Origin of the sequence: Natronorubrum halalkaliphilum (genome assembly GCF_009834785.1) — an archaeon.
GTDB classification, from domain to species: Archaea; Halobacteriota; Halobacteria; order Halobacteriales; family Natrialbaceae; genus Natronorubrum; species Natronorubrum halalkaliphilum.
In genome coordinates, this window is sequence record NZ_WUYX01000021.1 from 80306 (window position 1) to 103196 (window position 22891).

The window sequence follows — 22891 nt, forward strand, 5'->3', positions numbered from 1 at the left end:
TCCGGATCCCCATCGGTCTATCGCCGACGAACCCGCCGAGTCGAGCGCTCGAGACGATAGTTTAAACCGCAGGACGAGCCAAGCAGGGATAATGAATATCGAGGAGCTGTCGGGGCTCCCAGCCGGTGCCCGCGAGCACTTCCGCAGCGAGGGCATCGAGGAGCTCTACCCGCCACAGGCCGAGGCCGTCGAGGCCGGCGCGACCGAGGGCGAAAACCTCGTCGCCGCCGTCCCCACCGCCAGCGGGAAGACCATGATCGCCGCCCTGTCGATGCTGTCGGCGATCCAGCGGGGCGGGAAGGCGCTCTACATCGTCCCCCTGCGAGCGCTCGCCAGCGAAAAAAAGGCCGAGTTCGAGGCCTACGAAGCGTTCGGCGCGACGGTCGGCGTAACGACGGGCAACTACGAGAGTACGGACGAGTGGCTCGCCACGAAGGACATCATCGTCGCCACGAGCGAGAAGGTCGACTCGCTCGTGCGCAACGGCGCGGACTGGCTGTCAGATCTCACCTGCGTCGTCAGCGACGAGGTCCACCTCATCGACGACCGGAACCGCGGCCCGACCCTCGAGGTGACCCTCGCCAAACTCCGCAAGCTCAACCCGACCATGCAGGTCGTCGCGCTCTCGGCGACGGTCGGAAACGCCGACGAGATCGCCGACTGGCTCGACGCCGCGCTGGTCGATACCGACTGGCGACCGATCGACCTGCAGATGGGGGTCCACTACGGCAATGCGTTAAATTTCGACGACGGCTCGACGCGAGAGGTCCCCGTCGAGGGCAGCGAGAAACAGGAGGCCGCTCTGGTTCGCGATATCTTACAGGAAGGCGGCTCCTCGCTCGTGTTCGTCAACTCTCGCCGGAACGCCGAGGCCGCCGCAAAGCGGCTGGGACAGGTCTCGAGTCGTGAGTTGACCGACGACGAACGAACGGATTTGGCCGAACTGGCCGACGAGATCCGCGACGACAGCGACACCGAGACGAGCAAGGATCTGGCCGACTGCGTCGAGCACGGCGCGGCGTTTCACCACGCCGGCCTTTCGAACACTCAGCGGACGCTCGTCGAAGACGCCTTCCGCGACCGGCTGCTGAAGGTCATCTCGGCCACGCCGACACTCGCGGCCGGCGTCAACACCCCCGCTCGGCGGGTCATCGTCCGCGACTGGCGGCGCTTCGACCCCAGCGCGGGCGGGATGGCCCCGCTGGACGTCCTCGAGATCCACCAGATGATGGGACGAGCCGGTCGGCCGGGGCTCGACCCCTACGGCGAGGCCGTCCTGCTCGCCAAGAGCCACGACGAGAGCGAGGAGCTGTTCGATCGCTACATCTGGGCCGATCCCGAGGCCGTCCGGTCGAAACTCGCCGCCGAACCCGCCCTGCGGACCCACGTGCTCGCCACCATCGCCTCCGGCTTCGCCCGCACGCGAGAGGGTCTGCTCGAGTTCCTCGAGGCCACCCTCTACGCGAGCCAGTCGAGCGAGGCGGGCCGGCTCGAGACGGTGACGGAGACGGTCTTGCAGTACCTCGAGTCGAACGACTTCATCGAACGCTCGGGGGGTGAAGCCGACACCGAACCGGACGACGGCGCGTTCACCTCCGCGGCCGACCTCGCAGAGCAGCAGGCTGCAAAGGACGAGCAGCGACTCGAGGCCACCAGCCTGGGCCACACCGTCTCCCGGCTCTACCTCGATCCGATGAGCGCTGCCGAGATCGTCCACGGACTCGAGAGCGCGGACCGGCGACCGACCGCGCTCGGACTCTACCACCTCGTCTCGCGAACCCCCGACATGTACCAGCTCTACCTCCGCTCGGGTGAAGACGAGGAGTACGGGGAACTGTTCTACGAGCGCGAAACGGAACTGCTCGGCGACGCGCCCAGCGAGTACGAGGACGACCGGTTCGAGGACTGGCTGGCCGCGCTCAAGACCGGCAAACTGCTCGAGGACTGGGCCAGCGAGGACGAGGAAGAGCGGATCACGGACCGGTACAAGATCGGGCCCGGCGATCTCCGCGGGAAGACGGACACCGCCGAATGGCTGCTCGGCGCGGCCGAATCGCTGGCCGCCGAGATCGACAGTGAGTGGACCGTCGCCGTCCGCGAGGCCCGCGCCCGCGTCGAACACGGCGTGGACGAAGAATTACTCGAACTCGTCAGCGTCGGCGGCGTGGGCCGCAAGCGCGCCCGTCGGCTCTACGAGGCCGGCATCGAGGAGCCAGCCGACCTCCGAACCGCCGACAAGGGGGTCGTCCTCAGCGTGCTCAAAGGGGAGAAGACGGCCGAAAACATCCTCGAGAACGCCGGCCGGGAAGATCCCTCGATGGAGGGCATCGAGCCGGCCAGCAACGGAGCCGGAACGACGACGGCCGTCTCGAGTGACAGCGAGACGGAAGCGATGGACGGGAACGACGACAGCCAGGCGAGCCTGGGTGACTTCTGATGGAGGTTTTCGAATGTACCCTTTCGATCGACGATCTGGACGCGTTCGTGGCCGAACTCGGCGACGTCGGCGACCGTCACGGCGTGACGATACAGGCGTTCGACGCGCGCTACGTCGCCGATCGGGCCCACCTCGAGCGGAGCGTCGAACTGGCTGACCGCGCCATCGCCCGCGGCGAGAACATCGCCCGGGATCGAGCCGTCGAGATCCTGCTGTACGCCGCCGGCCGCCGGCAGATCGATCGCGCCCTCGAGATGGGCGTCGGCGAGGGCGAGACCCGAGCCGTGATCCTGATCGACGACGGGTCCGGTGGAACCGAAGGCGGTCCGAGTGAGGCCGAAACGGCCGCTCGGAACGGGCTCGCGGATCTGGACGCCGTCGTTGCCACGGAGCCGACGCTCGAGTTCGAGGGGCGGGGCGAGGAGACCCTCTGTGCGTTCTTCGACGTCACCGACGCGGAGCGAGCGGCGACCGACGCGTCTCTTGCAGAACTGGTCGGCGAACGGGTGGCGTTGCTCGAGGTCGAAAAGTAGCGAGAGCGTCTCCCGGTTCGACCTCGGCCTCGGTCTCGAGGGAGGAGTCAGTACAAGTCGCCGAGACGAGCAATTACTCGCGGCTCTCACCGGAACCGGTGTGGACGAAATCGAAAGCCGAGAACTCGAAACTGAGAGCCGAGAGCTGAGACCTGCGAACTGAGTGTCGAGAACCGAAAGTCGATTTTGCCAAACCCTTAACTCCGGATAGCAGGGAGAGTAGCTATTATGGCACGCATACGGCAGTGGGAGCCCGAGGAAGTAGACGACGAGGAGATCCAGGAAATATTCGAGTACGTTCGGGAGAACCAGGGATCCGTTCCGAACCACTTCAAGATCGAGGCCAACTTCCCCGAACTATTCAAACACGTATTCAACACGCAGCGGGCGCTCTGGGAGGACGGTCCGCTGTCGATAGAGACGATGGAGCAAATCGCCATCGCCGTTTCGATGGCGAACGACTGCGACTACTGTACGGGCGCTCACTGTACGATTCTCGGGAACAAGGGCACCGATCGGAAGGAGATCGTCGCGTTCCAGGAAGGGGTCAAAGGCGGCTCGCTAAACGAGTTCGAACAGACCGTTATCGACTTCGCGCTCCAGGTGAACGACGACCCTCACGGCGTTACGGAAGCGGATATCGACGAACTCCGGGCAGATCACGACCTGTCCGACAAAGCGTTACTGCAGATCGTTCAAGGCGTCAACGCGTTTGCGGCTGCCAACCGCGTGAATATCGTCTTCGACACGGAGTACGATCACCCGTGGAAACGAGGGTCCGCCGAGGACTGAGACGGACTGCTGTACCCCACTGACGGCAATCCGCAAAACCAGCGGGGGCGCTCGGAATCGTTACAGCAGACCGTATAGCGCGGTCCGCGGGTTCGCGTTGGACGCGACGACGACGGAGCGGTCGAAACGGTGGTGTGATCGGTCAGGGACTCGAGGACCCAAATCTCCGAAAGTGACGACACCGAGAGCGACCGTTCAGCCGGGCAGGACGACGTTGATCGCGGCGACGACGATCCCCGCCAGCCCCATCCGCACGGCGGCGACGTACCACCGCTGTCTCGAGATCGACGCTAGATAGACGCCGAACGTCGCCAGGATCGCGATCCCCACGAGAATCGACGCCAAGACGGCCTGAAACATCGTGAAGACGACGCCCTCGAGCGCCAGCGGCGAGAGCGTCAACACGATCGCGAGTATCGGACCCGTGGCGCTCGCGGTCGCGTGGACGATCTGTGCCGCCCGGTGCTCGCGCTGGACGCGTGTGTCCTCGAGTTCGGTGAGCATCGATCGCTCGAGCCGTTCTTGTTCGGCCAGCGCTTCCGCGCGTTCGATCTCCCAGACGCTCCAGACGCCGGAGGTCCCGAGACCGACGGCCGCGCCGAGACCGATCGTAATCGCCGTGACTCCGTTATCGATCCCGGAAAGGTACGCGCCGACGACGACGCCGATGCTCGTGAGCGTGCCGTCGAACCCGTTGGCGATGAAGTACCGTCGGGAAATCGAGCGAACGTCATCCTTTCCGAGGACACGCTTGAGTCGGGCGAATCGACCGGCCATCGTCAGCTATCGACCCAGGGGTCCCCAACGGTCCGCGACCCGCAGGCGACCTGATCGATCGAGTGAATCGACGCGCTCAGATCCTCGATCTCGGTACGGATCGTCTCCAGATCGAGGTTCTCTCCTTCGATCGTCACGCGAAGCGTCTTTACGTTCTCGTCGACCTCGACGACCGTCGCGGTGACCGCATCGAGCCCCTCGAGGTCCCCGAGCTGCGTCGTGAACGTAACGACACTGGGATCGTGCGGTTTCAGCACGTCCAGTACGAGTCGGCGTATCGGAGCCATAGGCGTTCGAACGGCGGGCGAACGGAAAGGCCTACGGACCCCGGAACGTCACGCGGACGGCGAGACACTCACCATCCGGACGGCACGCTCTTGTACGATCCCGTGATACCCTCGCTATGACCACCCTCGAGGATGCCATCGAGATCGGCGGCTGCGAGGTCCCCAACCGACTCTATCGCGCGCCGTTGCTCGAGTGTGCGGGGAACGGCCCCGACGCCGTCGACACGCTGATCGACGATCTCGAGCCCGCTGCGGCGTCGGGCGTCGGGCTGCTCTGTCAGGGCGCGACGATCGTCCGGGGCGACGGCGGCTGTGCCGCACCCGGAATGACTCGCGTCCACGACCCCGACTTCGTGGACCGACTGTCGCGGTTGACCGACCGAATCCATGACCACGGCAGTCGGATCTTCATACAACTCGAGCACGGCGGACTCCGCAGTATGGAGACCTGGCACGCCGAGTACCGCCGGGAGCACCCGGAGCTGGAGCAGCTGGCGGTCTCGAAGCCGCCGTGGCAGTTGCGACTCCTCGACCGGCTGGGAATGCTCTCGTACAATCCGGACGTCCTCTCCACGGAGGAAGTGTACGAACTCGCCGCCGATTTCGGTCGCGCGGCCGCGTACGCCGCCGACGCGGGCTACGACGGCATCCATCTCTCGGGGGCGAACATGGGCATCGTCCAGCAGTTTCTGTCGCCGTTTTACAACCGACGCGACGACGAGTTCGGGGGAAGCCCCGAAGCGCGACTCGAATTCCTCGCGCTCGTCCACGACGAGATCCGCGAGCGCGCCGGCGACGTTCCGCTGCTGACCAAGGTCCCGGCCGAGACGCCCGCCCCGCCGTCGCCGATCGTTCGGCGGAAACTCTCGCTGACCGACGGGGTCGAAATCGCTCGGCGACTCGAGAAAATCGGCTACGATGCAGTCGCCCCCGTCCAGACCTCGGTCGTCTGGGACATGAGCATCGTCCGCGGAAAGTACCCCGACCGGGCCTGGGAGAACGAGAGCCTGCGAGACGAGTACGACGCGGCCTTCGGGGGTGCAACGCGCAGGCGGCTGGTGGCGCTTGGCAACTGGCTCGAGTCGCTGCAGTACGACTTCGAACCCGCCTGGAACGAGGCGTTCTGCCGGCGGGTTCGCGAGCAGGTGTCGATTCCCGTGCTCAACGAGGGCGGGATCCGAAACCGGGCCCAGATGGATCGACTGCTCGGCGACTCGAGCGACGGTCGCGGAGCGACGGCCGCGGAGCCCGCCTGTGACATGGTCGGCATGGCTCGCCCCTTCTACGCCGAACCGCGGGTCGGTGCGCGACTGCTCGAGACGGACACCACGGCAGGGGACGACGCCCCTCGCGTTCTCTGTGAAAGCTGTAACAACTGTACGGTCCCACAGGTGACCGGCGCGCCGGGGATCTGCCGAACGCCGGCCGTCCTGCGAAAACGCGGCGAACTCGAGCGCGAGGGCGCGTACGAACGACAGTGAGAACAACCAGGAGTCTCAGGCCGTGACGACGTCACGGGTCAACTCCTCGAGCGTCAGTTCGCGGGTGTAGTCGGGCGCTTCGACCTCGAGCAGCGAATCGGGCTCGAGGCCGGTAAAGTGAAGCGTCAGTTCGTAGGAGCCGTCCGAATCGACGACGCTCATTTCGCGCTTGTCGGCACCGACGGTTCGAACGGAGACGTATTCGCCGGCGTAGGCCGGATCGGACTGACCCTGAACGTGGTAGGCGGGGAGGCTCGCACTGGTTTCCTCGACCTCTGCACCCTCGATCGGATAGCCGAAGTCGATCCAGGCCTGGAACCCTTCGTCCAGCGCGTAGACGTTCTCGTAGCCGTCGTCGATCAACGCTGCAGCGCGCTGGCCAGCCATCGCGTGCGGACAGACGCAGTAGGTGACGATTCGATCGTCCTGTGACCAGTCTGCAACCGGGTCGTCGCTGACGCCGTCAGGTGCACTGCTCAGCGCGGCACCGGTGATGCGCGCGTCCTCGAACGAACTGGGGCCGCGCGTATCGACGATCCGTGTTTCTTGCCGTTGATACCAGTAAAAAACGTCCTCGATCGGTGCGAGCGGTACCTCGATCCCGTCGAACGCCTTCGTCGCGTAGGCATCGGTATCGATCGACCGCTCGTCGGGCATCGACTCCGGTTCCGGACCGTACCCGTCACTCTGTTCGCCATCGTCGCCGCCGAGACACCCCCCAACGCTCGTTACCGCTACCGCCGCACTCATCGCGAGAAACTGCCGTCGATTCATTAGCGGCTGCTACGTAGTCCGCTTCAATAGGGGTTCTGGTCGGCGACATCTCGTGCAGACCCCTTCGTTTCAACTGGAGATGCGGAGATGGGGCGCTGAGAGTTCTCGAGTCGAAAGAACGGGAAGAGTAGTCCATGCTGGATTCGAACCAGCGTCGGAGCCCCCAGAAGGCTCCAGGATTGGCCTCTACCCCAATGGACTGACATGTTTCCGTCGGTCCCGATTTCCGACGGTGTACTCCTTCGTAGCGGCCGTTCGTATTAGAGTGTTACGAACTCGATCGGGCAAATCACGAGACGGTACGATGATCAGTATAAGTCTCGGGTGGGTAACTCGACACGAGAGAGTCGGATATCAATTACGCTATCGGAGGCGTGTGGTGTTCTTTTCGGTGACAATTCGCACAGAGAACAAGACACCGATCGATTTCGGATCGGATACGGTCTATCAGGTGACCGTTGGAGACGAGTTTCGCGACGGTGGCCTCCTTTTTATCACCGTGGTGATGGAAGTCCAGACAGGCGGGGTCCGACTCATCACACCTTCCACATCCGGACTCTCGCTTTCGACTGTGAACCCATCGTCGGCGTCCCTGTCTCGGCTGTGTGTAATGCAGTTTCCGGTGGCAGTTCGCACACAGAACCTCACACTTCGAAATTTCCTCCCGGAGTGCGTCTTTCCCGTAGCCGAAGGTTACCATTCGCCCGACCGCCATCTCCTTTGTCGTCTCGTCAGTGTGGTGGAAGTCCAAACAGGCGGCAGAATTGACGTCACATCGTGAACAGCCTCGTTCACTCTTTCGCTCGTTGATCCACGAACGAAGCCGAGACCGACGACGTGACGTCCGCTCTTTGTTCCACTCGGCGTTCCGATAGTGCCACCGCTGGTCCACGCTGAGTTCCCCCCAGGACGTTCCCGCGGGGAGTTCGACATCGTCCGGTTCCGGGCCGACTCGAGGGCCCCTGGAGTGGGACGTTTCCAGTCCAGCACGCTCTTTCGCCTCGTTCCAGCCGCCACACGTCCGGATAATCGTCGCCGACGCGGGCGTCAGCCCTAGCTCCTCGTACTGGGCTTTCGTCGGCGACTCGCCAAGTCGATCCGCGGCTTCCTGTAGCGCCTCAAGACACGCCGCTTCAGTCGTCACACGGCAGTTGGCCGCGGCTTCGTATATAAATCATAGCCCGAAAAGTACACAGTTTCGATGAATCACCGCTCGAGTCCGAACCGACATTCCTTTTCCTCCCTCCCGCACACTCACGCATATGTACGTCGGACGATTCGTCGTTGTCGGTCCCGAAGTCGGCGCGTACCGCGTCTCTTCGCGCTCGTTCCCGAACCGAGAGATCACCGCACGAGAGGAGTCCCTCACCGTCGGCCCCACGGAAGACGCCCCGGAGACGGACAACCCCTACGTCTCCTACAACTGCCTGCGTGTCGTCGACACGCCGACGGGCGAGACGGCCGCGTTCGGCAACGGCTCCCATGTCGATCCGATCGCAGAGAAACTCGAGTTGGGGTATCCCGCTCGAGACGCCCTTGCGGAGAGTCTGCTGGCGCTGGATTACGAAAAGGACGACTACGACACGCCCCGCATCGCGGCGACGATCGGCGGCGACGGCGAGGCGCTGATCGGCACGGTTCGGAAGGACGCCCTGCTCATCGAAACCGTCGACGAACCGACGCTGGTGGCGACCTACGAGAAGGACACGCCCGAGGCGTTCGATCTCGAGGCCGAGAGTGCCGAAGACGCGGCGCAAGCGGTCTACGACCTCGAGTTCGAACACGCCGTCTGTGCGGCTGGCATCGCGCGGACGGACGACGGTTTCGAGACTGCGATCGAGAACGGAAGCTGAAACCGAAACCGAAACCGAAACTGAAACCGACGCAGCCGTCGCCGAGTCCCGGTTCCCCACTAACAGCCCCGTTCGCAGTCACGTTCGCGAGCGGTCTGTCCCGCATCGCACTCGAACAGCGAGCGGCTAACCTACAAACCCCTTGCTACTGTTAGCGACGGACATGAAGGTCGGACTCATTTCGGACGTCCACAGCAATCGGGTCGCTCTCGAGGCCGTCCTCGAGGCGATGCCGCCGGTCGATCAGCTCCTGTGTGCCGGCGACGTCGTCGGCTACAATCCCTGGCCCGGCGACTGCGTCGACGTACTCCGGGATCGGAACGTCCCGACGGTGATGGGCAACCACGACGCCGCGGTCGTCGAGGGAACCGCGTTCCGATTCAACGGGATGGCGCGGGCCGGCGTCGAGCACGCTAAAACACGCCTCGAGGAGGATCAGCTCGCGTGGCTCGAGTCCCTGCCCGAAGAGCGACTCGCCTGCGACGGGCGGGTAAAACTCGTCCACGGCCATCCCGACGACCCGGACCGATACACCCGGTACACCTACCCGAAGGAGTTCTCGCCCGGCCTGCTCGAGGACGAAGACGTCCTCGTGCTCGGCCACACGCACGTCCAGGGCGTCGAGCAGTTTGCGGAGGGGATCGTGGTCAATCCGGGCAGCGTCGGGCAACCGCGAGACGGCGATCCGCGGGCGGGGTACGCGGTGGTCGACCTCGACGGATTGACCGTCGAAACGCACCGCGTCGAGTACGATATCGAAGCTGTTCAGGAAGCCGTTACGGAAGCGGGACTCCCCGACCGGATCGGGCAACGGTTAGCCCGCGGGAAGTGACGCGGGAGGGTCGATCGGTCGCGTGCTGAACAGAGGGTATATGATTCGTCTCCGCTGATACCCCCTATGGAGATTCCTCCGTTCGAACTGGAGCGGTGGCTCGACAACTACGAGCCCGACGCCGACCTGATGCTCGCCGAAAGCGGCGTTCGGAGTCTTCCCGCCGATCGGTTCGATCTCGACGTCGGCGAACTCGGCTACGTCATCCCGACCGACGGCTCCCCGGCGTTCCGGGCGAAGATCGCCGAACGGTACGGGCGCGACGCTGCGGAGGTCGTTCTCACCTGCGGCACGCAAGAAGCGGACTACCTCACGTTCACGGCGCTCCTGGAGGAAGGTGACCACAGCGTGGTCGTCTCCCCGACCTACCAGTCGCTCGCGAGCGTCCCCGCCGCCATCGGCGAGGTAACCGAAGTCCGGACCGAGCCGCCTGACTGGGAGCTCTCCGTCGATGCCGTCGCGGAGGCGATGCGCCCGGAAACGCGACTCGTCGTGCTCACGAATCCGAGCAATCCGACGGGTAAGTACCTCGAGCTGGAGACGGTACAGGCGCTGTACGACCTCGTCGAGGACCGCGACGCCTTCCTCCTCGTCGATGAAGTCTACCGGATGCTGGCCGCTGACCCGCACGCCCCCGCTGCGTCGCTCGGACCGCGAGCGATGTCGACCGCCGGCGTCTCGAAGTCCTACGGCCTCGCGGGGGCGCGTCTCGGATGGGTCGTCGCAGAGCAAGGACTCGCGGACCGGGTTCGGAAGTGGAAGGACTATACGACGATTTCGCCGCCGATTATCGGGCAACACATCGCTGAACAGGCGCTCGGCGAGCAGGAAGCCGACATTCTCGCGGCCAACCGTCGTCACGCGAGGGCAAACCGCGAACGCGTCGCCGAGTTCGTCGACCGCTACGATCTGGAGTGGTACGAACCGACGGGCGTCAACGGCTTCCCGACGATTCCGGACGGGTTCGAGAACGGCAAGGAGTTCTGTCGAACGCTGTTCGAGGCCGAGAGCGTCGTCCTCGCGCCCGGCGAGGTCTTCGGCTATCCGAACCGATTCCGAATCGGATTCGGTCTGCACACCGACGAACTCGAGGCGGGCCTCGAGCGAATCGGTCGACACATCGAAACGTACGGCTGACAACGCGTCTACGGGACCGACCGCAGCGGGGCGAGAAACGAATCTTTTTACACGGACTGGACTGCTAGGTTCGTCCATGCTATCCACCGGCCACACCGCGTGTACCGACAGCAAACGCCCGCGTCACGTTGTGGCCCGGTGTCATCTGGCACCGACTCGAGCGTCGGCGCGAGTCCACCAGCGTCGCTTTTCCACCGTTACCCCGGATTCACAGCCACGGTCACAGACACATGTTCGGACGACTGCGTGAAGACGCCCGGACGATGTGCGAGCGCGACCCCGCCGCGACGGGGTGTCTCGAGGTCGTGCTCTGTTATCCCGGGCTCCACGCCGTCTGGGCCCACGGACTCATCCACTGGCTCTGGAACCGCGGCTTTCGGCTGCTCGCACGGCTACTGTCACACATCGTCCGGCTGCTAACGGGGGTCGAGATCCACCCCGGGGCGACGATCGGTCGACGGGTGACGATCGATCACGGAATGGGTATCGTCATCGGCGAGACGGCCGAAATCGGCGACGACGTTCACATGTATCACGGCGTCACGCTCGGCGGCGGGACGAACGAGCCGGTCAAACGACATCCGACGGTCGAGAGCGGTGCTCAACTCGGCGCGAACGCGACGCTGTTAGGCGACATTACGGTCGGCGAAGACGCCGCCGTCGGGGCGGGATCGGTCGTCACCCGGGACGTCGAACCTGGCGCGACTGTTGCCGGCGTCCCGGCAGAACGAGTGGAGTAACCCTCGAAGCGGACGAACGGCCATCGATGTGCGACTACTGCTGATCGTCGTTTACCGTCCCGTCCGAACCTGCAGGGGATCCCTCCGCAGGGACGCCCTCGCCCGTCGAGACGCTCTCGGCGGACTGTTCGGCGTTCGACTCGGTAGCCTCGGGGTCGGGATTGGACGTATACCCGAGTTCGAACCAGAGTTTCGCCGTACAGTCGAAGGTTTCTTCGTCGAGTTCGGTCTCTCCCTCCTGTTGGTCGAGATACCCGTTACAGCGGCCGTGTTTGACGACGTTCATGAGCGTCGCCGCGGAGCCACACTCCGGACAGTCGATGTAGTAGTTCCCCTTGTCGTTTTGGTGCCAGGAGTCCGGAGTGAGTTCCGTGTACGCGGCGTCCTCGCGGTTGCCTTTGCTCATGTCCGTAGGATCGGGTCCGACGCTGGTAAAGAGGGGCCCGGAGCACGCAACCCGGCGACGAGAAACGGGTCACGAGCGGTTTCGAGCCGCCGAAGCGATCGAACCCCCAATCATGTGGTTCAGTTAGCTCCGGTTTTTCGGTGTTTCCGACGAAGAGTCGCGGCCTCAATCGGAACCGACGGAAGGTCACGGCCTCAATCGGAACCGACGGACAACCGTTCGTGTCAGACCAGCGGATCGACCAACGCCTCGCCGGCCTCGAGCAACTCCCCAACTCGCCGCTCGTCTTCGGCTTCGGCGTAGACCCGCAGTACTGGCTCGGTTCCGCTGGGACGGATCAACAGCCACGAGCCGTCGGCGAGTTGGAGCTTGAAGCCGTCGGCGGTGTTGACGCCCTCGACCGTCGTTCCCGAGACGGTTTCGGGAATTTCGTCCTCGAGATCCGAGAGCACTCGCGCTTTCTCGTGGTCGGGACAGGACACGCTGATCTTGTCCTGGACGACGGTGCCGTGCTCCTCGAGCAGTCGGTCGACGCGGTCGTCAAGCGGTTCGGCGGCGTGCATCGCGGCCGCGAGCAGCGCCATCAGGACGCCGTCTTTTTCGCGGACGTGCCCCCGAACGGTGAAGCCGCCGGACTCCTCGCCGCCGACGAGGGCGTCGTGTTCGCCGATCGCTTCGGCGACCCACTTGAACCCGACCGGGACCTCGTGGACGGTCTCACCCCGGGCCTCGGCGACGCGGTCGATCAGGTAGGTCGTCGAGACGGTCCGGACCACCGAGCCCGAATCGTCCTCGAGCAGGTAGTCGTAGAGTGCGGCGAAAAACAGGTTCTCGTCGAGGTAGCCCCGTTCGGGCGTGACGATGGCGATGCGATCCGCGTCGCCGTCGTTTGCGACCCCCAGATCCGCATCGGTTTCCTCGCCGGTGACCAGATCGATTAGCGAGTCCAGGTTCTCGGGTGCGGGTTCGGGCGCGCCGCCGCCGAACTCGGGATCGCGCTCGCAGCGCAGGAGTTCGAGCGACGCGCCAGCGCGCTCGAGCAGGGCGTCGGTGGTCCCCCGTCCGCTGCCGTGCATGGCGTCGTAGGCGACCGTCAGCTCCGCGGCCGAGAGGTCGGCGCTGCCGGTAATCTCCTCGACTAACTCGAGGGCGGCGTCGGCGTGTGGAGTTGTGAGGTCGACCTCTCGGACGGTCCCGTGTTCGGCTTCGGGGAGCGGATCCGGTTCGGCGAGGCGCTCCGCGATCGCGTCGGTCACGTCGGGCAGCGCCGGCGCACCGTCTTCCGGAATGAACTTCACGCCGTTGTACTCCGGCGGGTTGTGCGAGGCGGTGATGGCGAACCCGCCCACGAGGTCGCGCTCGACGATGGCGTGGGCGACGAGCGGCGTCGGCCGATCGCGCTCCGGCATGATCACGTCGAAGCCGTTCCCGCACAGCACCCGCGCCAGTTCTTCGGCGAATCCGCGCGAAGTCTCGCGGGCGTCGTAGCCGACCGCAACCGTCCCCTCAAGGCCTTCCTCGTGCAGATACGTCGCGACGGCCTGTCCGACCATCCGTACGCGCGGCGTCGTGAACTCTGCTAACGTCGCTCGCCAGCCGTCAGTCCCGAAGCTGATCGTCTCCATACGCGCACGTCTATGCCGGCGGCGAAAAAGGCGACGCTGTCGGTTAACTGCGAAACGGGACGAAGAACCGACGATCGGATCGGTAACGGGTATGCGGTCGCCAACGCGACGGACACTCGGTGAATGATTGCAACGGTGTTTTCCCGACCGTCGTCCTTACGAGACACATGAGCCACACCCCCTCCATCGTCGCCGTCAACGGCAGCCTCCGCGAGACGAGCTACACGCGAACGGCGCTGAAATACGCGCTTCAGGCTGCCGACGATGCCGGTGGGGAGACGACGTTGCTCGACTTACAGGAGTACGACCTCCCCGTCTACGATCCCGATGTCGACGAACAGGGCGACGCAGAGGCCGCGATGGAGATCGTCCGCGACGCCGACGCCGTCGCGCTCGGAACGCCGGTCTACCATGGCTCCTACTCCGGCGCGCTGAAGAACTTCCACGACTACTGCGGCTGGGACGAGTACGACGACACCACCGTCGGACTGCTGGCAACCGCCGGCGGCGGCAGCTACGGCTCGACGCTCGATCACCTGCGAATTACCGTTCGAGGCGTCCACGGCTGGGTCCTGCCCCATCAGGTCGGCCTCCGAAACGCGTCCGACAAGTTCGAAGCCGACCCCGACGCCGTCGACGGACGGCGCTTTCGCGATCCTGACCTACAGGAACGGGTCGAGAAACTCGGCCGCAACCTCGTCGAATACGCGTTTATCGATCCAACCGTCACGTCGTCGCGGTCGGCAGCCGCCGACGACTGACGATTTCAGCGAGCTACGTTTCGAACGAGCTACCGCTGCATCCGTTTCGTCGAGGTGTTAACCCGTTGTTCGAAGAGTCGTTCGCCGGTCTCGTCGCAGGTCACGGCGACGACCTCGTGCGAGCTACAACAGGACTCGACGACCTCCTCTCCCATGCTCACCTCGCCGCCGGTCGGACACGTCTCGAGGAACATCCGGAGCCCGTTGAGCACCTGCCCTTTCGTCTCGGGCTCGTGGACGTTCCATTGGGGATCAGGAGTCCAGTTCTCGAGGGTGCGACTCGCGGTAATATCGGCGAGTATCGCGGCCTGCGACGGCCAGCGACCGGCGACGCCCCGATCGGAACGGAGCAGTGTCGCGTCGTCGCGGGACTCGAGGTCGAACGCGTCGGGGTCGGCATCGAATCCGAACGCGTCGACGGCGTCCGCGGCGTCGATAGTCGACGCGTCGAGCGCTTCGATTTCCTCGAACCAGGCGTCCTCGAACGCGTCGGTGAGACAGAGGTCGTCCCGATCGGCACAGGGCTCGAGCACGTCGTGGTCGAGGAAGTACGTCTCGAGGTCGAGTTCGTCTCGTTCCGGTTCTTGTCCCTGCTCCTGGCCTTCCGATTCGGCCACCTCGGCCGTCCCGGTCCCGCTACCAGCTTCCTCGCCGGCCTCGACGGCGGCCTCTTCGTCGTACGTCGCGACTTCGGTTCTGTCAGCCGCCGAACTACCCGTTTCGGACTCGGATCCGTCGGTGGCAGCTGCCGACGCGCTGTCGACGGCGCCGAGGCCGCTGGCCAGTTCGGGGTCCGGCTCCTTGCCGAACCAGCGCAGGACTTCCGGCGGGAGATACCGCTTGGTGAGCGTCGGGGTGCCCGGGACGAGATAGCCCCGGAGATAGATGAGTGCGATCGAGACGCCGACCGCGATCAGGCCGCCGAGTTTGGATTTGCGCGCGATGATCGAACCCGCAACTACGGCGATGGCCAGGTTCAAAATCGTACACGGCTCACACCGGTTGTCGCCGGTGTACTCCGGTTGTTTGAGGTCGTCGACGATATCGAGATCCATTTCATACCGATAATGTGTCCCTAATACTATCTGTTTTTCGGACGGATAAGCCGAACTGAGAGGGGAAGACGAGGGATGCAAGCGTTACTCGAGACCGACGAGTCGTTCCTTCGCCCGACGAGAGAGCTGTTTGATCTCGTACTCTCGAGACATCGCGGCGGATTTCGAGTCGAACCGCTCGTGGTAGCGGAGTTCGACGGGTGTTCGGCCGCGGGTGTACTTCGCGCCCTCGCCCGCGTTGTGTTCGCCGACCCGTCGCTCGAGGTCGGTCGTATACCCGGTGTACAGCGAGCCGTCGGCACACTCGAGGACGTAGACGACGTGACCGGTCATACGATAGCGTTCGAACGGGACGTAAAAAGCGCCACGTAACGGAGGCGCGGACACGTGGTGGTCGGTCGCGATTCTCGGGCGGGATCAGGTACCGCGAGCGCGTTCTCGGGCGGCTTCTGCGATCCCAGCGTTGGCCGAGCAGCTGATACACGCCCGGATTTCGCCGTTCGCATCGGCGAAGACGCGTGCAAAGCGCTCGGAAACGTGCGCGTCACAGTGGTCACACTTGGGCATTGGGCAATGGTCACACCGGCCGAAGCCGGTATACGATTCTATCCGGCGAATAGATAAATAACCTTCCCCAAACGCCGTTTGGCTTTCGTATGTTGGAAGAATATTTTTTCGGTAGGCGGCAGTCAGTTTCAGTTACGGCCAGCGTCGATTGCTCGAGCGATCAATACAGCCTGTGCACCGGCGACGAACCCCGCATCGATATTGACGACCGAAAGGACGGTACACGACTGTAACATCCCTGCAAGCGCTGCTTCGCCGCCGCCGCCGTGGCCGTAGCCACTCGAGACCGGCACACCGATGACCGGCGTGTTAACGAGACCGGCAATAACCGTCGGCAGGGCCCCCTCGCGGCCGGCGGCAACGATCAAGACATCGGCGTCCCGGAGTCGGTCGACCTGATCGAGCGTGCGGTCGAGTGCCGCAACGCCGACGTCGTCGACCCGGTCAATCGTGGCACCCGCGTCGGCACAGACGACCTCGGCCTCGGCGGCGACCGGTCCGTCGACCGTTCCCGCCGTGACGATACCGACCGTCGCCGCGAGCGACGGCTGCTCGTAGTCGGCCGATAGCACGCGAACCGTCGACCCTCGTCGTTCGAGCGTGGCATCGGGAGCCGTCTCATCGAGACTCGTCTCGAGGGCATCGAACTGGCGGTCCGAGATTCGGGTGACGAGTGCTCGGTCGGTCGTCTCGAGGGCGGTTTCCGCAAGAGCAACGACCTGTTCAGGTGATTTTCCTTCGGCGAGGATCGCTTCCGGAATCCCGCGACGCTGCTGTCGGGCCGCGTCCAACCGGCCTGCATCACCGGTTACGTAGCCCATAAGTTCGGCTTCGGCTGTCGCCGGCGACAGGGAGCCGTCGGCAACGGCCTCGAGGAGTTCGCGCATACACGGTACTCGGGAACGACCGTACTCCAATCCGTCGACCGATCGACGCGACCGAACAGCCTCGAACCGAGAACCCGCAAGCGCACACGAACGGTCAGAGCAGCGCGCGCGAGCCAGATTTCACCCGTCGATGGCGGTCGAACTCGGTTCGCAGATTCATTGGACATATACTTTCCGGTGGGAACCACCGTCGAAACGGGCGGGTTAACCGCTGCAACCCCCGTATTCCAGATCGTAACCAAAGCATTTATATTGGGTAACGCGATATCCGTATATCGTATGGCAGACCTTATCGTCAAAGCCGCCGTAAAGGAAGCGCTCGATGACAAGAACGTCGCCTCGGACTTCTACGAAGCACTCGACGAGGAAGTCGACGAGCTTCTCGAGGACGCCGCCCGACGCGCAGAAGCAAACGACCGGAAGACGGTCCAGCCCCGCGACCTGTAAGGTACGCCAGTTGCTCGATTTTTTGACGACGCTACGGAAGACAGCGACGGCAGTGGCCAATCGCGAACACAGCAGTAACAGTAACTAACGATAATCAGTGCCTAGTCGCGTCGCTGTTCGACGTACTCGTTCGTTCGGCCTCGAATCACGTAGTCGGCCGACCGGAGTTCGTCGACGGTCGCCGAACCGGTGACGAACATCGCGGTTCGTAACTCCAGCGTGAGCGTTTCGATCAGGTCGACGACGGCGTCCGTTCCCTGTCCGGCCGGCCCGAGGAACGGCTTCGCGAGACCGCCGGCGCGAGCGCCGAGCGCGATCGCCTTCGCGATGTCGAGTCCCGAACGAACGCCGCCGCTGGCGATGACGCAGTCGTGGACCGACGCCGCCTCGAGCGTGCTGACCGCGGTCGGCACGCCCCACGCACGGAACAGTTGGCCGATCTGTTCCTGGCGCGATGCGCCGACGGCGGCCGCCCTGTAGGATTCGATTCCCGACCAGGTGGTGCCGCCCTGTCCGGCGACGTCGATGGCGTCGACGCCGGCGTCGGCGAGGCGCTCGGCCGTCTCTCGGGCGATTCCGTTTCCGGTCTCCTTGACGACGACCGGAACCGAGAGGTCGGCGGCCACCCGTTCGATGGCTTCGAGACAGCCGCGTGCGTCGACGTCGCCTTCGGGCTGGACGGCTTCTTGCAGGAAGTTTAGATGTACCGCCATCGCGTCGGCGTCGATCATCTCGACGGCTTGTTCGACGTCGTCGACGTCGTACTCTAGCAACTGGGCCGCACCGACGTTGCCGTAGAGGAACGCGTCGGGGGCGACGTCCCGGACAACGGTGTAGGACTCGAGAAGCGCTTCGTCGTCGAGTTCGAGACCCGCGCGCTGGCTCCCGACGCCCATGGCGACGTTCGTTCGCTGGGCGGCTTCGGCGAGCGCGCGGTTGATCTTCGTCGTGTTCGGGTGGCCGCCGGTCATGCTCTCGATGACGATCGGTGCCGACAACTCGTGGCCGAACAGCGGCGTCCTGGTCTCGATCTCGTCGCGATGGATCTCCGGGAGCGCCTCGTGAACCAGATCGATGTCGGCGAATCCCGCTCCAGAGGTCTCGACGTCTTCGTCCTCGATAATACGGATGTGATCGTCTTTCCGGTCGGATGTTTCGGGCATCGAATCGTCTCAAACGAAACCTAGCCGGACGCCGTTGAAAAGCTGTCCATCGATAGTGACCGCCGACCGGGAACGGGACAGCCGACAGCCGACAGCCGACAGCCGACTCGAGTTTTTTCCCGGTAGCCGATGTACCCGTGATCGAACATGCTTCGGAAACTCTTGATCGGGTTCGGCTGCGTTGAGATCGTCAGGCCCCAGCCGGTCATCGACATGTGCGAACGGATCGGTCTGGAAAACCCCGACGAGGCACAGTTGCGTCCGCAGGCGCTGCTGGGTGCCCGACTCGAGGGCCTCATCTTCGTGTGGCTACTCGTTCGCGGCCGAACGGGCTCGACGGTCGTCAGTACGCTGCTCGGACTGGCCGGAATCGCCCTCGTACTGCTTCCGCAACCGATCATCGAACTTAGTCAACGACTGGTTTACGAGAACACCGACGAGCTCGAATTGAAGCCGTGGATCGAGCCCGCAGCCCGAGCGCTCGGGGGGCTTTACCTGCTCGTGGTCGTGCTCTCGAAGCGCAGCGACGAGCCGGACGGGGCTGCGTCGGCGAAGTCGGCAACCTCGTCTGAGTCGGCATGACTCGAGGGCAACGTCGACGACCACGGCCAACCGTTTTGCGATTGGCATCCCTACGAACGGTATGCGACGACCGCTCGCCCTCGCGCTGGGACTGTTGCTGAGTATCGCACCGAACCGAATCGTCGACGCCGTCGAACAACTCGCCTTCGAGAACCCCGACGACGGCAGGCTGCGACCGTGGACGCTGCAGGCGGGCCGGTTCAAGGGGATCGTCGTTGTCTGGCTGCTCAGCCGCCACCCCGAACACACGTCCATCCTCAAACGGCCGCTCAGTGTGATCGGATTAGTGATGATACTGGTGCCGCGACAGGCCCTTGCCGCCGGTCTCGACCTCGCCTACGAGAATTCGGACGAACTCGAAGAGAAGTCCTGGATCCGCCCGCTGACCCGTCTCCTCGGCGGCTGTTTCCTCGTCGTCGGCCTGCGCGCGGTCCGTGCCGCCGGACGGAACACCGAAACCGCGTCGACGAACACCTGACTCAGTAGGTCCGTACGTCGACCCCGTTCTCGCGACCGACGTAGGTCGCGTCCGCCAGCCCGACGAACAGCCCGTGCTCGAGGACGCCCGGCAGCCCCGAGAGTACCGTCGCGAGCGCGTCCGGATCGTCGATCGATCCGAACGCACAGTCGAGCACGAGGTTGCCGTTGTCGGTGACGACCGGGCCGTCCTTCCGTGTCGCGTCCCGAAGCGACGGCTCGCCGCCCAGATCTCGAATGCGATCGGCGACGACGGTGTGTGCGTCGGGAACGACTTCGACCGGGACCGATCGTTCGAGCGCCGGCGCGAGCTTCGAGGGATCCGCGACGACGACGAACCGATCGGCCGTCGAATCGACGAGTTTCTCCCGCGTGTGCGCTGCGCCGCCGCCCTTGATGAGCGCGCCGTACCCCGCCGCTTCGGGGTCGTCGACCACCTGATCCGCGCCGTCGATCGCGAGGTCTACACCGTCGGCCGCGTCGAGAGACGTCACCGGAATCCCGACCTCGAGCGCCAGCTGGCGGGACTGAAACGAGGTCGGAATCCCCCGTACCTCGAGGCCGTCGTCGACGGCTCGACCGATCGCTCTGATCGCGTAGGCCGTCGTCGAGCCGGTGCCGAGTCCGACGACGAATCCGTCTTCGACTTCCTCGGCTGCGCGTTCGCCGGCCCGACGTTTCGCCGCGTCGGAGCCACCCTCCGTCTTCATGGGGTATACCCCGAGGGGCGACGGGAAAAACGTTGTAGTTCGACGCCCAGACAGCCTGAACTCATACTGTCGGACAGCAGTCACTGAGAAGTCGGTCACGGATTCGCGGCCGTCCTCGAGGATGACGGCCGCAGTAGCGCGACCGATCTTCGAATCGTTCTGTCCGGCAGTATCAGTACCGTACAACCGCGAACGGGCCGTGGTCGCGCCGGGAGATCGGTACGGCAGTACGTATCAGAGATCGGCTCGATCGAAACGCCAGAGACCGAATCCGAGCGGAACGAGCGCCCAGAATGCGAGCAGGACGAAGCCGAACCACGGCTCCGCGAGGAGCGGCAGGCTCTCGGTTTCGTAGATGCTGGCCATGGTAAACCCGTCTTCACCGAGGATGGTCCCGAGCGCCGCGGCGTAGGCCGAGTCCGGGGGCAGGGAGACGACGCTGAGATACCATTCGGGGAACGACTCGACCATGAAACTGCCTTCCCGCCAGAACAGCACCAGCTGGGCGGCGATCCCCCAGACGAACCAGAACAGGAGGACCATGCCGAGCGCACCGACGGCCGCCTTGGTCGTCGAACGCGTCATCGAGGAGAGGCCCACGCCGATACAGACGTAGACGAACCCGAACAGGATCGTCACCAGCGTAAACAGGAGATAGTCGACGACCGAGACGGAGCCGACGAACGTGACGAGTCCGACCAGCCCGACGGCGAAGCCGACGAGAATCGAGACGGCGACGACGGCCGTCCGGCCGAGAATCTTGCCGAGCACGACATCTCGGCGCGTGTGGGGCAGTCCGAGCAGGAACTTCAGGCTCCCGCTCTCTCGCTCGCCGGCGATGGCCGCGTAGCCGACGACCAGCGCGATGATCGGAACGAGGAAACTCGCGGGCGTCTGGAGGGCGAAGAGGAGGTCCATCGTGGTTTGTGCACCATCTCCCTCGATCTCCCCGAACAGCTCTGCGGTCCAGGAGGCGAGAAACGCCCCGCCGAACGTAAACAGGGCGAACACCAGGGTCAGCGCGAGCAGCGTTCGCGACCGGACGGCATCGCGGAAGTCCTTCTTGGCGACGGTGATCGCGCTCACGGCGTCACCTCCGTTCGATCGTTCGACGTATAGGCCATGAACAGATCCTCGAGCGAGGACTCGTCGGTCGCGAAGTCCTCGACCGAGACGTCGTACTCCTCGATCGTTCGCAAGACGGCCGTCTTCGCTCGATCCTCGCAGGCGACGACGAGCGTCGTTCCGTCGGCTGAGACCTCCGAGACGCCGTCGATCGATTCGAGCGCCTCGAGGGCAGCCGATGAGTCCGCTGGAATTCGATCGACCTGAACGCGAAGTCGGGTCTGATTCGGCATGGAGTCCCGCAGCCCTTCGACGGTGTCTTCGGCGATCAGGTGGCCGTCCCGGAGAATGCCGACGCGGTCACAGATCGCTTCGACCTGTCCCAGGACGTGGCTCGAGAAGAAGACGGTCGCGCCGCGTTCGTTCTCCTCGCGGATGATATCGCGCATCTCTCGGGCTCCGTTGGGATCGAGACCCGTCGAGGGTTCGTCCAGAATGAGAAGGTCGGGGTCGTCCACGAGCGCCGTCGCGAGCATGAGTCGCTGAGCCATCCCTTTCGAGTAGCCGCCGGCCTTCTTGCCGGCCGCGTCGGCGATACCCACTCGCTCGAGCAGGGCGTTGGGGTCGTCGTCCGCCGCCTTCGATTCGATCGCGAACTCGACGTGTTGGCGGCCGGTCAGCCGGTCGTAGCACTCGGTGCCTTCCGGGAGAATACCCGTTCGAGATCGGATCTCGAGGCTGTCCTCGCGGGCGTCGAGTCCGAACACCTGCACCTCGCCCGCGGACGGCCGAATAAAATCGAGGATCAGGTTGATCGTGGTCGACTTGCCCGCGCCGTTCGGACCGAGAAAGCCGTAGATTTCGCCGCGCTGGACGGAAAGGTCGAGCCCCTCGAGGGCCGTTTCGTTCCCGTATCGCTTCGTCGCCTCGGAGATATCGATAGCAGTCACGGTTTAATTACTTGCAGTTTTGTTATTCCAAAGACATATAGTTTTCTTCATTCGATCGGTCGAGGGAACGGAAGCGGACGTCGTTACAGTAACAACTTAGTCTCACACCAAAATTGGCTTGTTGTGACAGATCCCACCGCCGATATGGACGCGGCCGACCGACGTGCGCTCCTCGAGCGCGCCAATCGCCAGAGCGCAACTATCGGACAGGAGTTGCCCGAGACGATCACCGTCGGCGCGAACGAACTGGCGCTCGAGGAGTTCCTGATCGAGACCCGAAAAGTCGAGGGGATTCCCGACGACGTCAAGCCGCTCGTCAGGGAGACCGAGCGGGAACTGACCGCCGAACGTAAACGCCTCGTCGAGCGACTCGAGTCGGCACCGATCGACCGCGAGGAGGGCGAGCAGCTCGTCGAGGCGATCGTCGGCATCGACCGCGCGTCGAACGCGCTTCGGAGCCTCCGCCGGGAGCGATTCGGTTCGCAGGCCCGATCCGCGACGATCGACGGTCACGAGCGCTGGCTCGACTTCCTGAAGTCGATCCGGGGCTAGG

At 64.4% G+C, this 22891-nt stretch carries 27 protein-coding genes; 13 read left to right on the forward strand and 14 right to left on the reverse strand.

The features are described 5' to 3' along the window. The first annotated feature begins 91 nt into the window (after window positions 1–91). The 3 genes from GS429_RS05650 (at window position 92) to GS429_RS05660 (ending at window position 3762) form a co-directional block, all read left to right on the forward strand. Window positions 92–2437: an ATP-dependent DNA helicase gene (locus GS429_RS05650; protein WP_160063539.1), complete on the forward strand. Its 2346-nt coding sequence runs from the start codon at window positions 92–94 to the stop codon at window positions 2435–2437. After that, a complete protein-coding gene (gene cgi121 / locus GS429_RS05655) occupies window positions 2437–2970 on the forward strand; it encodes a KEOPS complex subunit Cgi121 (RefSeq protein ID WP_160063541.1) in 534 nt (177 codons plus the stop codon). Before GS429_RS05650 ends, cgi121 begins: the two co-directional genes overlap by 1 nt. Before the next feature lie 228 nt (window positions 2971–3198). Further along, window positions 3199–3762: a carboxymuconolactone decarboxylase family protein gene (locus GS429_RS05660; RefSeq protein WP_160063543.1), complete on the forward strand. Its 564-nt coding sequence runs from the start codon at window positions 3199–3201 to the stop codon at window positions 3760–3762. Window positions 3763–3957: 195 nt separating this feature from the next. On the opposite strand, the gene GS429_RS05665 is transcribed toward GS429_RS05660, so the two are convergent. Both GS429_RS05665 and GS429_RS05670 read right to left on the reverse strand, forming a co-directional pair. Then, a complete protein-coding gene (locus GS429_RS05665; protein WP_201293962.1) occupies window positions 3958–4539 on the reverse strand; it encodes a VIT1/CCC1 transporter family protein in 582 nt (193 codons plus the stop codon). Between the two features lie 2 nt (window positions 4540–4541). Then, the gene (locus GS429_RS05670; protein ID WP_160063545.1) at window positions 4542–4826 is read right to left on the reverse strand and encodes a DUF211 domain-containing protein; all 285 of its coding nucleotides are present in this window, start codon (window positions 4824–4826) and stop codon (window positions 4542–4544) included. Window positions 4827–4942: 116 nt separating this feature from the next. Here GS429_RS05670 and GS429_RS05675 point away from each other — a divergent pair, with 116 nt between their 5' ends. After that, window positions 4943–6307 (forward strand): oxidoreductase, encoded by a 1365-nt coding sequence (locus tag GS429_RS05675; RefSeq protein ID WP_160063547.1) that lies wholly within the window; start codon window positions 4943–4945, stop codon window positions 6305–6307. 15 nt (window positions 6308–6322) lie between these two features. Here the strand turns inward: GS429_RS05675 and GS429_RS05680 are convergent, their stop codons facing one another. Beyond that, window positions 6323–7081, reverse strand: a complete 759-nt coding sequence (locus GS429_RS05680; protein WP_160063549.1) for a rhodanese-like domain-containing protein — start codon at window positions 7079–7081, stop codon at window positions 6323–6325. Window positions 7082–7439: 358 nt separating this feature from the next. Continuing rightward, window positions 7440–8225, reverse strand: coding sequence for a homing endonuclease associated repeat-containing protein (locus GS429_RS22090; protein ID WP_328821259.1), 786 nt, complete (start codon window positions 8223–8225; stop codon window positions 7440–7442). 118 nt (window positions 8226–8343) lie between these two features. On the opposite strand from GS429_RS22090, the gene GS429_RS05690 reads away from it, so the two are divergent. The 4 genes from GS429_RS05690 to cysE all read left to right on the forward strand — a co-directional run bounded on the left by GS429_RS05690 (window position 8344) and on the right by cysE (window position 11643). Further along, window positions 8344–8934, forward strand: coding sequence for an IMP cyclohydrolase (locus GS429_RS05690; RefSeq protein WP_160063551.1), 591 nt, complete (start codon window positions 8344–8346; stop codon window positions 8932–8934). Between the two features lie 163 nt (window positions 8935–9097). Continuing rightward, window positions 9098–9766, forward strand: a complete 669-nt coding sequence (locus GS429_RS05695; protein ID WP_160063553.1) for a metallophosphoesterase family protein — start codon at window positions 9098–9100, stop codon at window positions 9764–9766. Window positions 9767–9832: 66 nt separating this feature from the next. Further along, on the forward strand, window positions 9833–10903 hold the full coding sequence (locus GS429_RS05700; RefSeq protein WP_160063555.1) for an aminotransferase class I/II-fold pyridoxal phosphate-dependent enzyme: 1071 nt from the start codon (window positions 9833–9835) through the stop codon (window positions 10901–10903). 230 nt (window positions 10904–11133) lie between these two features. Next, window positions 11134–11643, forward strand: a complete 510-nt coding sequence (cysE, locus tag GS429_RS05705) for a serine O-acetyltransferase (protein WP_160063557.1) — start codon at window positions 11134–11136, stop codon at window positions 11641–11643. Between the two features lie 34 nt (window positions 11644–11677). Here the strand turns inward: cysE and GS429_RS05710 are convergent, their stop codons facing one another. Both GS429_RS05710 and GS429_RS05715 read right to left on the reverse strand, forming a co-directional pair. Beyond that, entirely contained in the window at window positions 11678–12049 is a 372-nt protein-coding gene (locus GS429_RS05710) for a hypothetical protein (RefSeq protein ID WP_160063559.1), read from the reverse strand. Between the two features lie 224 nt (window positions 12050–12273). Continuing rightward, window positions 12274–13674 carry a phosphoglucomutase/phosphomannomutase family protein gene (locus GS429_RS05715; protein WP_160063561.1) on the reverse strand — a complete coding sequence of 467 codons (1401 nt, stop codon included), beginning with the start codon at window positions 13672–13674 and terminating at the stop codon, window positions 12274–12276. Between the two features lie 167 nt (window positions 13675–13841). Between GS429_RS05715 and GS429_RS05720 the strand changes: the two genes are divergently transcribed. Continuing rightward, window positions 13842–14435 (forward strand): NADPH-dependent FMN reductase, encoded by a 594-nt coding sequence (locus GS429_RS05720; protein ID WP_160063563.1) that lies wholly within the window; start codon window positions 13842–13844, stop codon window positions 14433–14435. Between the two features lie 29 nt (window positions 14436–14464). On the opposite strand, the gene GS429_RS05725 is transcribed toward GS429_RS05720, so the two are convergent. The 4 genes from GS429_RS05725 to larB form a co-directional block, all read right to left on the reverse strand. Continuing rightward, window positions 14465–15490, reverse strand: coding sequence for a DUF8054 domain-containing protein (locus tag GS429_RS05725; RefSeq protein ID WP_160063565.1), 1026 nt, complete (start codon window positions 15488–15490; stop codon window positions 14465–14467). Between the two features lie 84 nt (window positions 15491–15574). Continuing rightward, window positions 15575–15823 (reverse strand): GIY-YIG nuclease family protein, encoded by a 249-nt coding sequence (locus tag GS429_RS05730; RefSeq protein ID WP_160063567.1) that lies wholly within the window; start codon window positions 15821–15823, stop codon window positions 15575–15577. Window positions 15824–15907: 84 nt separating this feature from the next. Next, complete coding sequence (locus GS429_RS21750) at window positions 15908–16057, reverse strand: DUF7563 family protein (protein ID WP_201293963.1); 150 nt, start codon at window positions 16055–16057, stop codon at window positions 15908–15910. A gap of 128 nt (window positions 16058–16185) precedes the next feature. Then, the gene (gene larB / locus GS429_RS05735; protein ID WP_160063569.1) at window positions 16186–16944 is read right to left on the reverse strand and encodes a nickel pincer cofactor biosynthesis protein LarB; all 759 of its coding nucleotides are present in this window, start codon (window positions 16942–16944) and stop codon (window positions 16186–16188) included. Window positions 16945–17223: 279 nt separating this feature from the next. Between larB and GS429_RS05740 the strand changes: the two genes are divergently transcribed. Beyond that, window positions 17224–17391, forward strand: a complete 168-nt coding sequence (locus GS429_RS05740; RefSeq protein WP_005578700.1) for a DUF1931 family protein — start codon at window positions 17224–17226, stop codon at window positions 17389–17391. Window positions 17392–17492: 101 nt separating this feature from the next. Here GS429_RS05740 and fni read toward each other — a convergent pair whose 3' ends face one another. Then, complete coding sequence (gene fni, locus GS429_RS05745; RefSeq protein ID WP_160063571.1) at window positions 17493–18554, reverse strand: type 2 isopentenyl-diphosphate Delta-isomerase; 1062 nt, start codon at window positions 18552–18554, stop codon at window positions 17493–17495. Window positions 18555–18701: 147 nt separating this feature from the next. On the opposite strand from fni, the gene GS429_RS05750 reads away from it, so the two are divergent. Together GS429_RS05750 and GS429_RS05755 are read left to right on the forward strand one after the other, a co-directional pair. After that, window positions 18702–19136: a hypothetical protein gene (locus tag GS429_RS05750; protein WP_160063573.1), complete on the forward strand. Its 435-nt coding sequence runs from the start codon at window positions 18702–18704 to the stop codon at window positions 19134–19136. A 61-nt stretch (window positions 19137–19197) separates the two neighbouring features. After that, a complete protein-coding gene (locus tag GS429_RS05755) occupies window positions 19198–19614 on the forward strand; it encodes a hypothetical protein (RefSeq protein WP_160063575.1) in 417 nt (138 codons plus the stop codon). A 1-nt stretch (window position 19615) separates the two neighbouring features. Here the strand turns inward: GS429_RS05755 and rpiA are convergent, their stop codons facing one another. The 3 genes from rpiA to GS429_RS05770 form a co-directional block, all read right to left on the reverse strand. Next, window positions 19616–20323, reverse strand: a complete 708-nt coding sequence (gene rpiA / locus GS429_RS05760) for a ribose-5-phosphate isomerase RpiA (RefSeq protein ID WP_160063577.1) — start codon at window positions 20321–20323, stop codon at window positions 19616–19618. Window positions 20324–20557: 234 nt separating this feature from the next. Next, window positions 20558–21409 (reverse strand): ABC transporter permease, encoded by an 852-nt coding sequence (locus GS429_RS05765; protein ID WP_328821260.1) that lies wholly within the window; start codon window positions 21407–21409, stop codon window positions 20558–20560. Beyond that, window positions 21406–22338 (reverse strand): ABC transporter ATP-binding protein, encoded by a 933-nt coding sequence (locus GS429_RS05770; protein WP_328821261.1) that lies wholly within the window; start codon window positions 22336–22338, stop codon window positions 21406–21408. Before GS429_RS05770 ends, GS429_RS05765 begins: the two co-directional genes overlap by 4 nt. Before the next feature lie 144 nt (window positions 22339–22482). Between GS429_RS05770 and GS429_RS05775 the strand changes: the two genes are divergently transcribed. Next, on the forward strand, window positions 22483–22890 hold the full coding sequence (locus GS429_RS05775) for a DUF5788 family protein (protein ID WP_160063611.1): 408 nt from the start codon (window positions 22483–22485) through the stop codon (window positions 22888–22890). The last annotated feature ends 1 nt before the right edge of the window (window position 22891 follow it).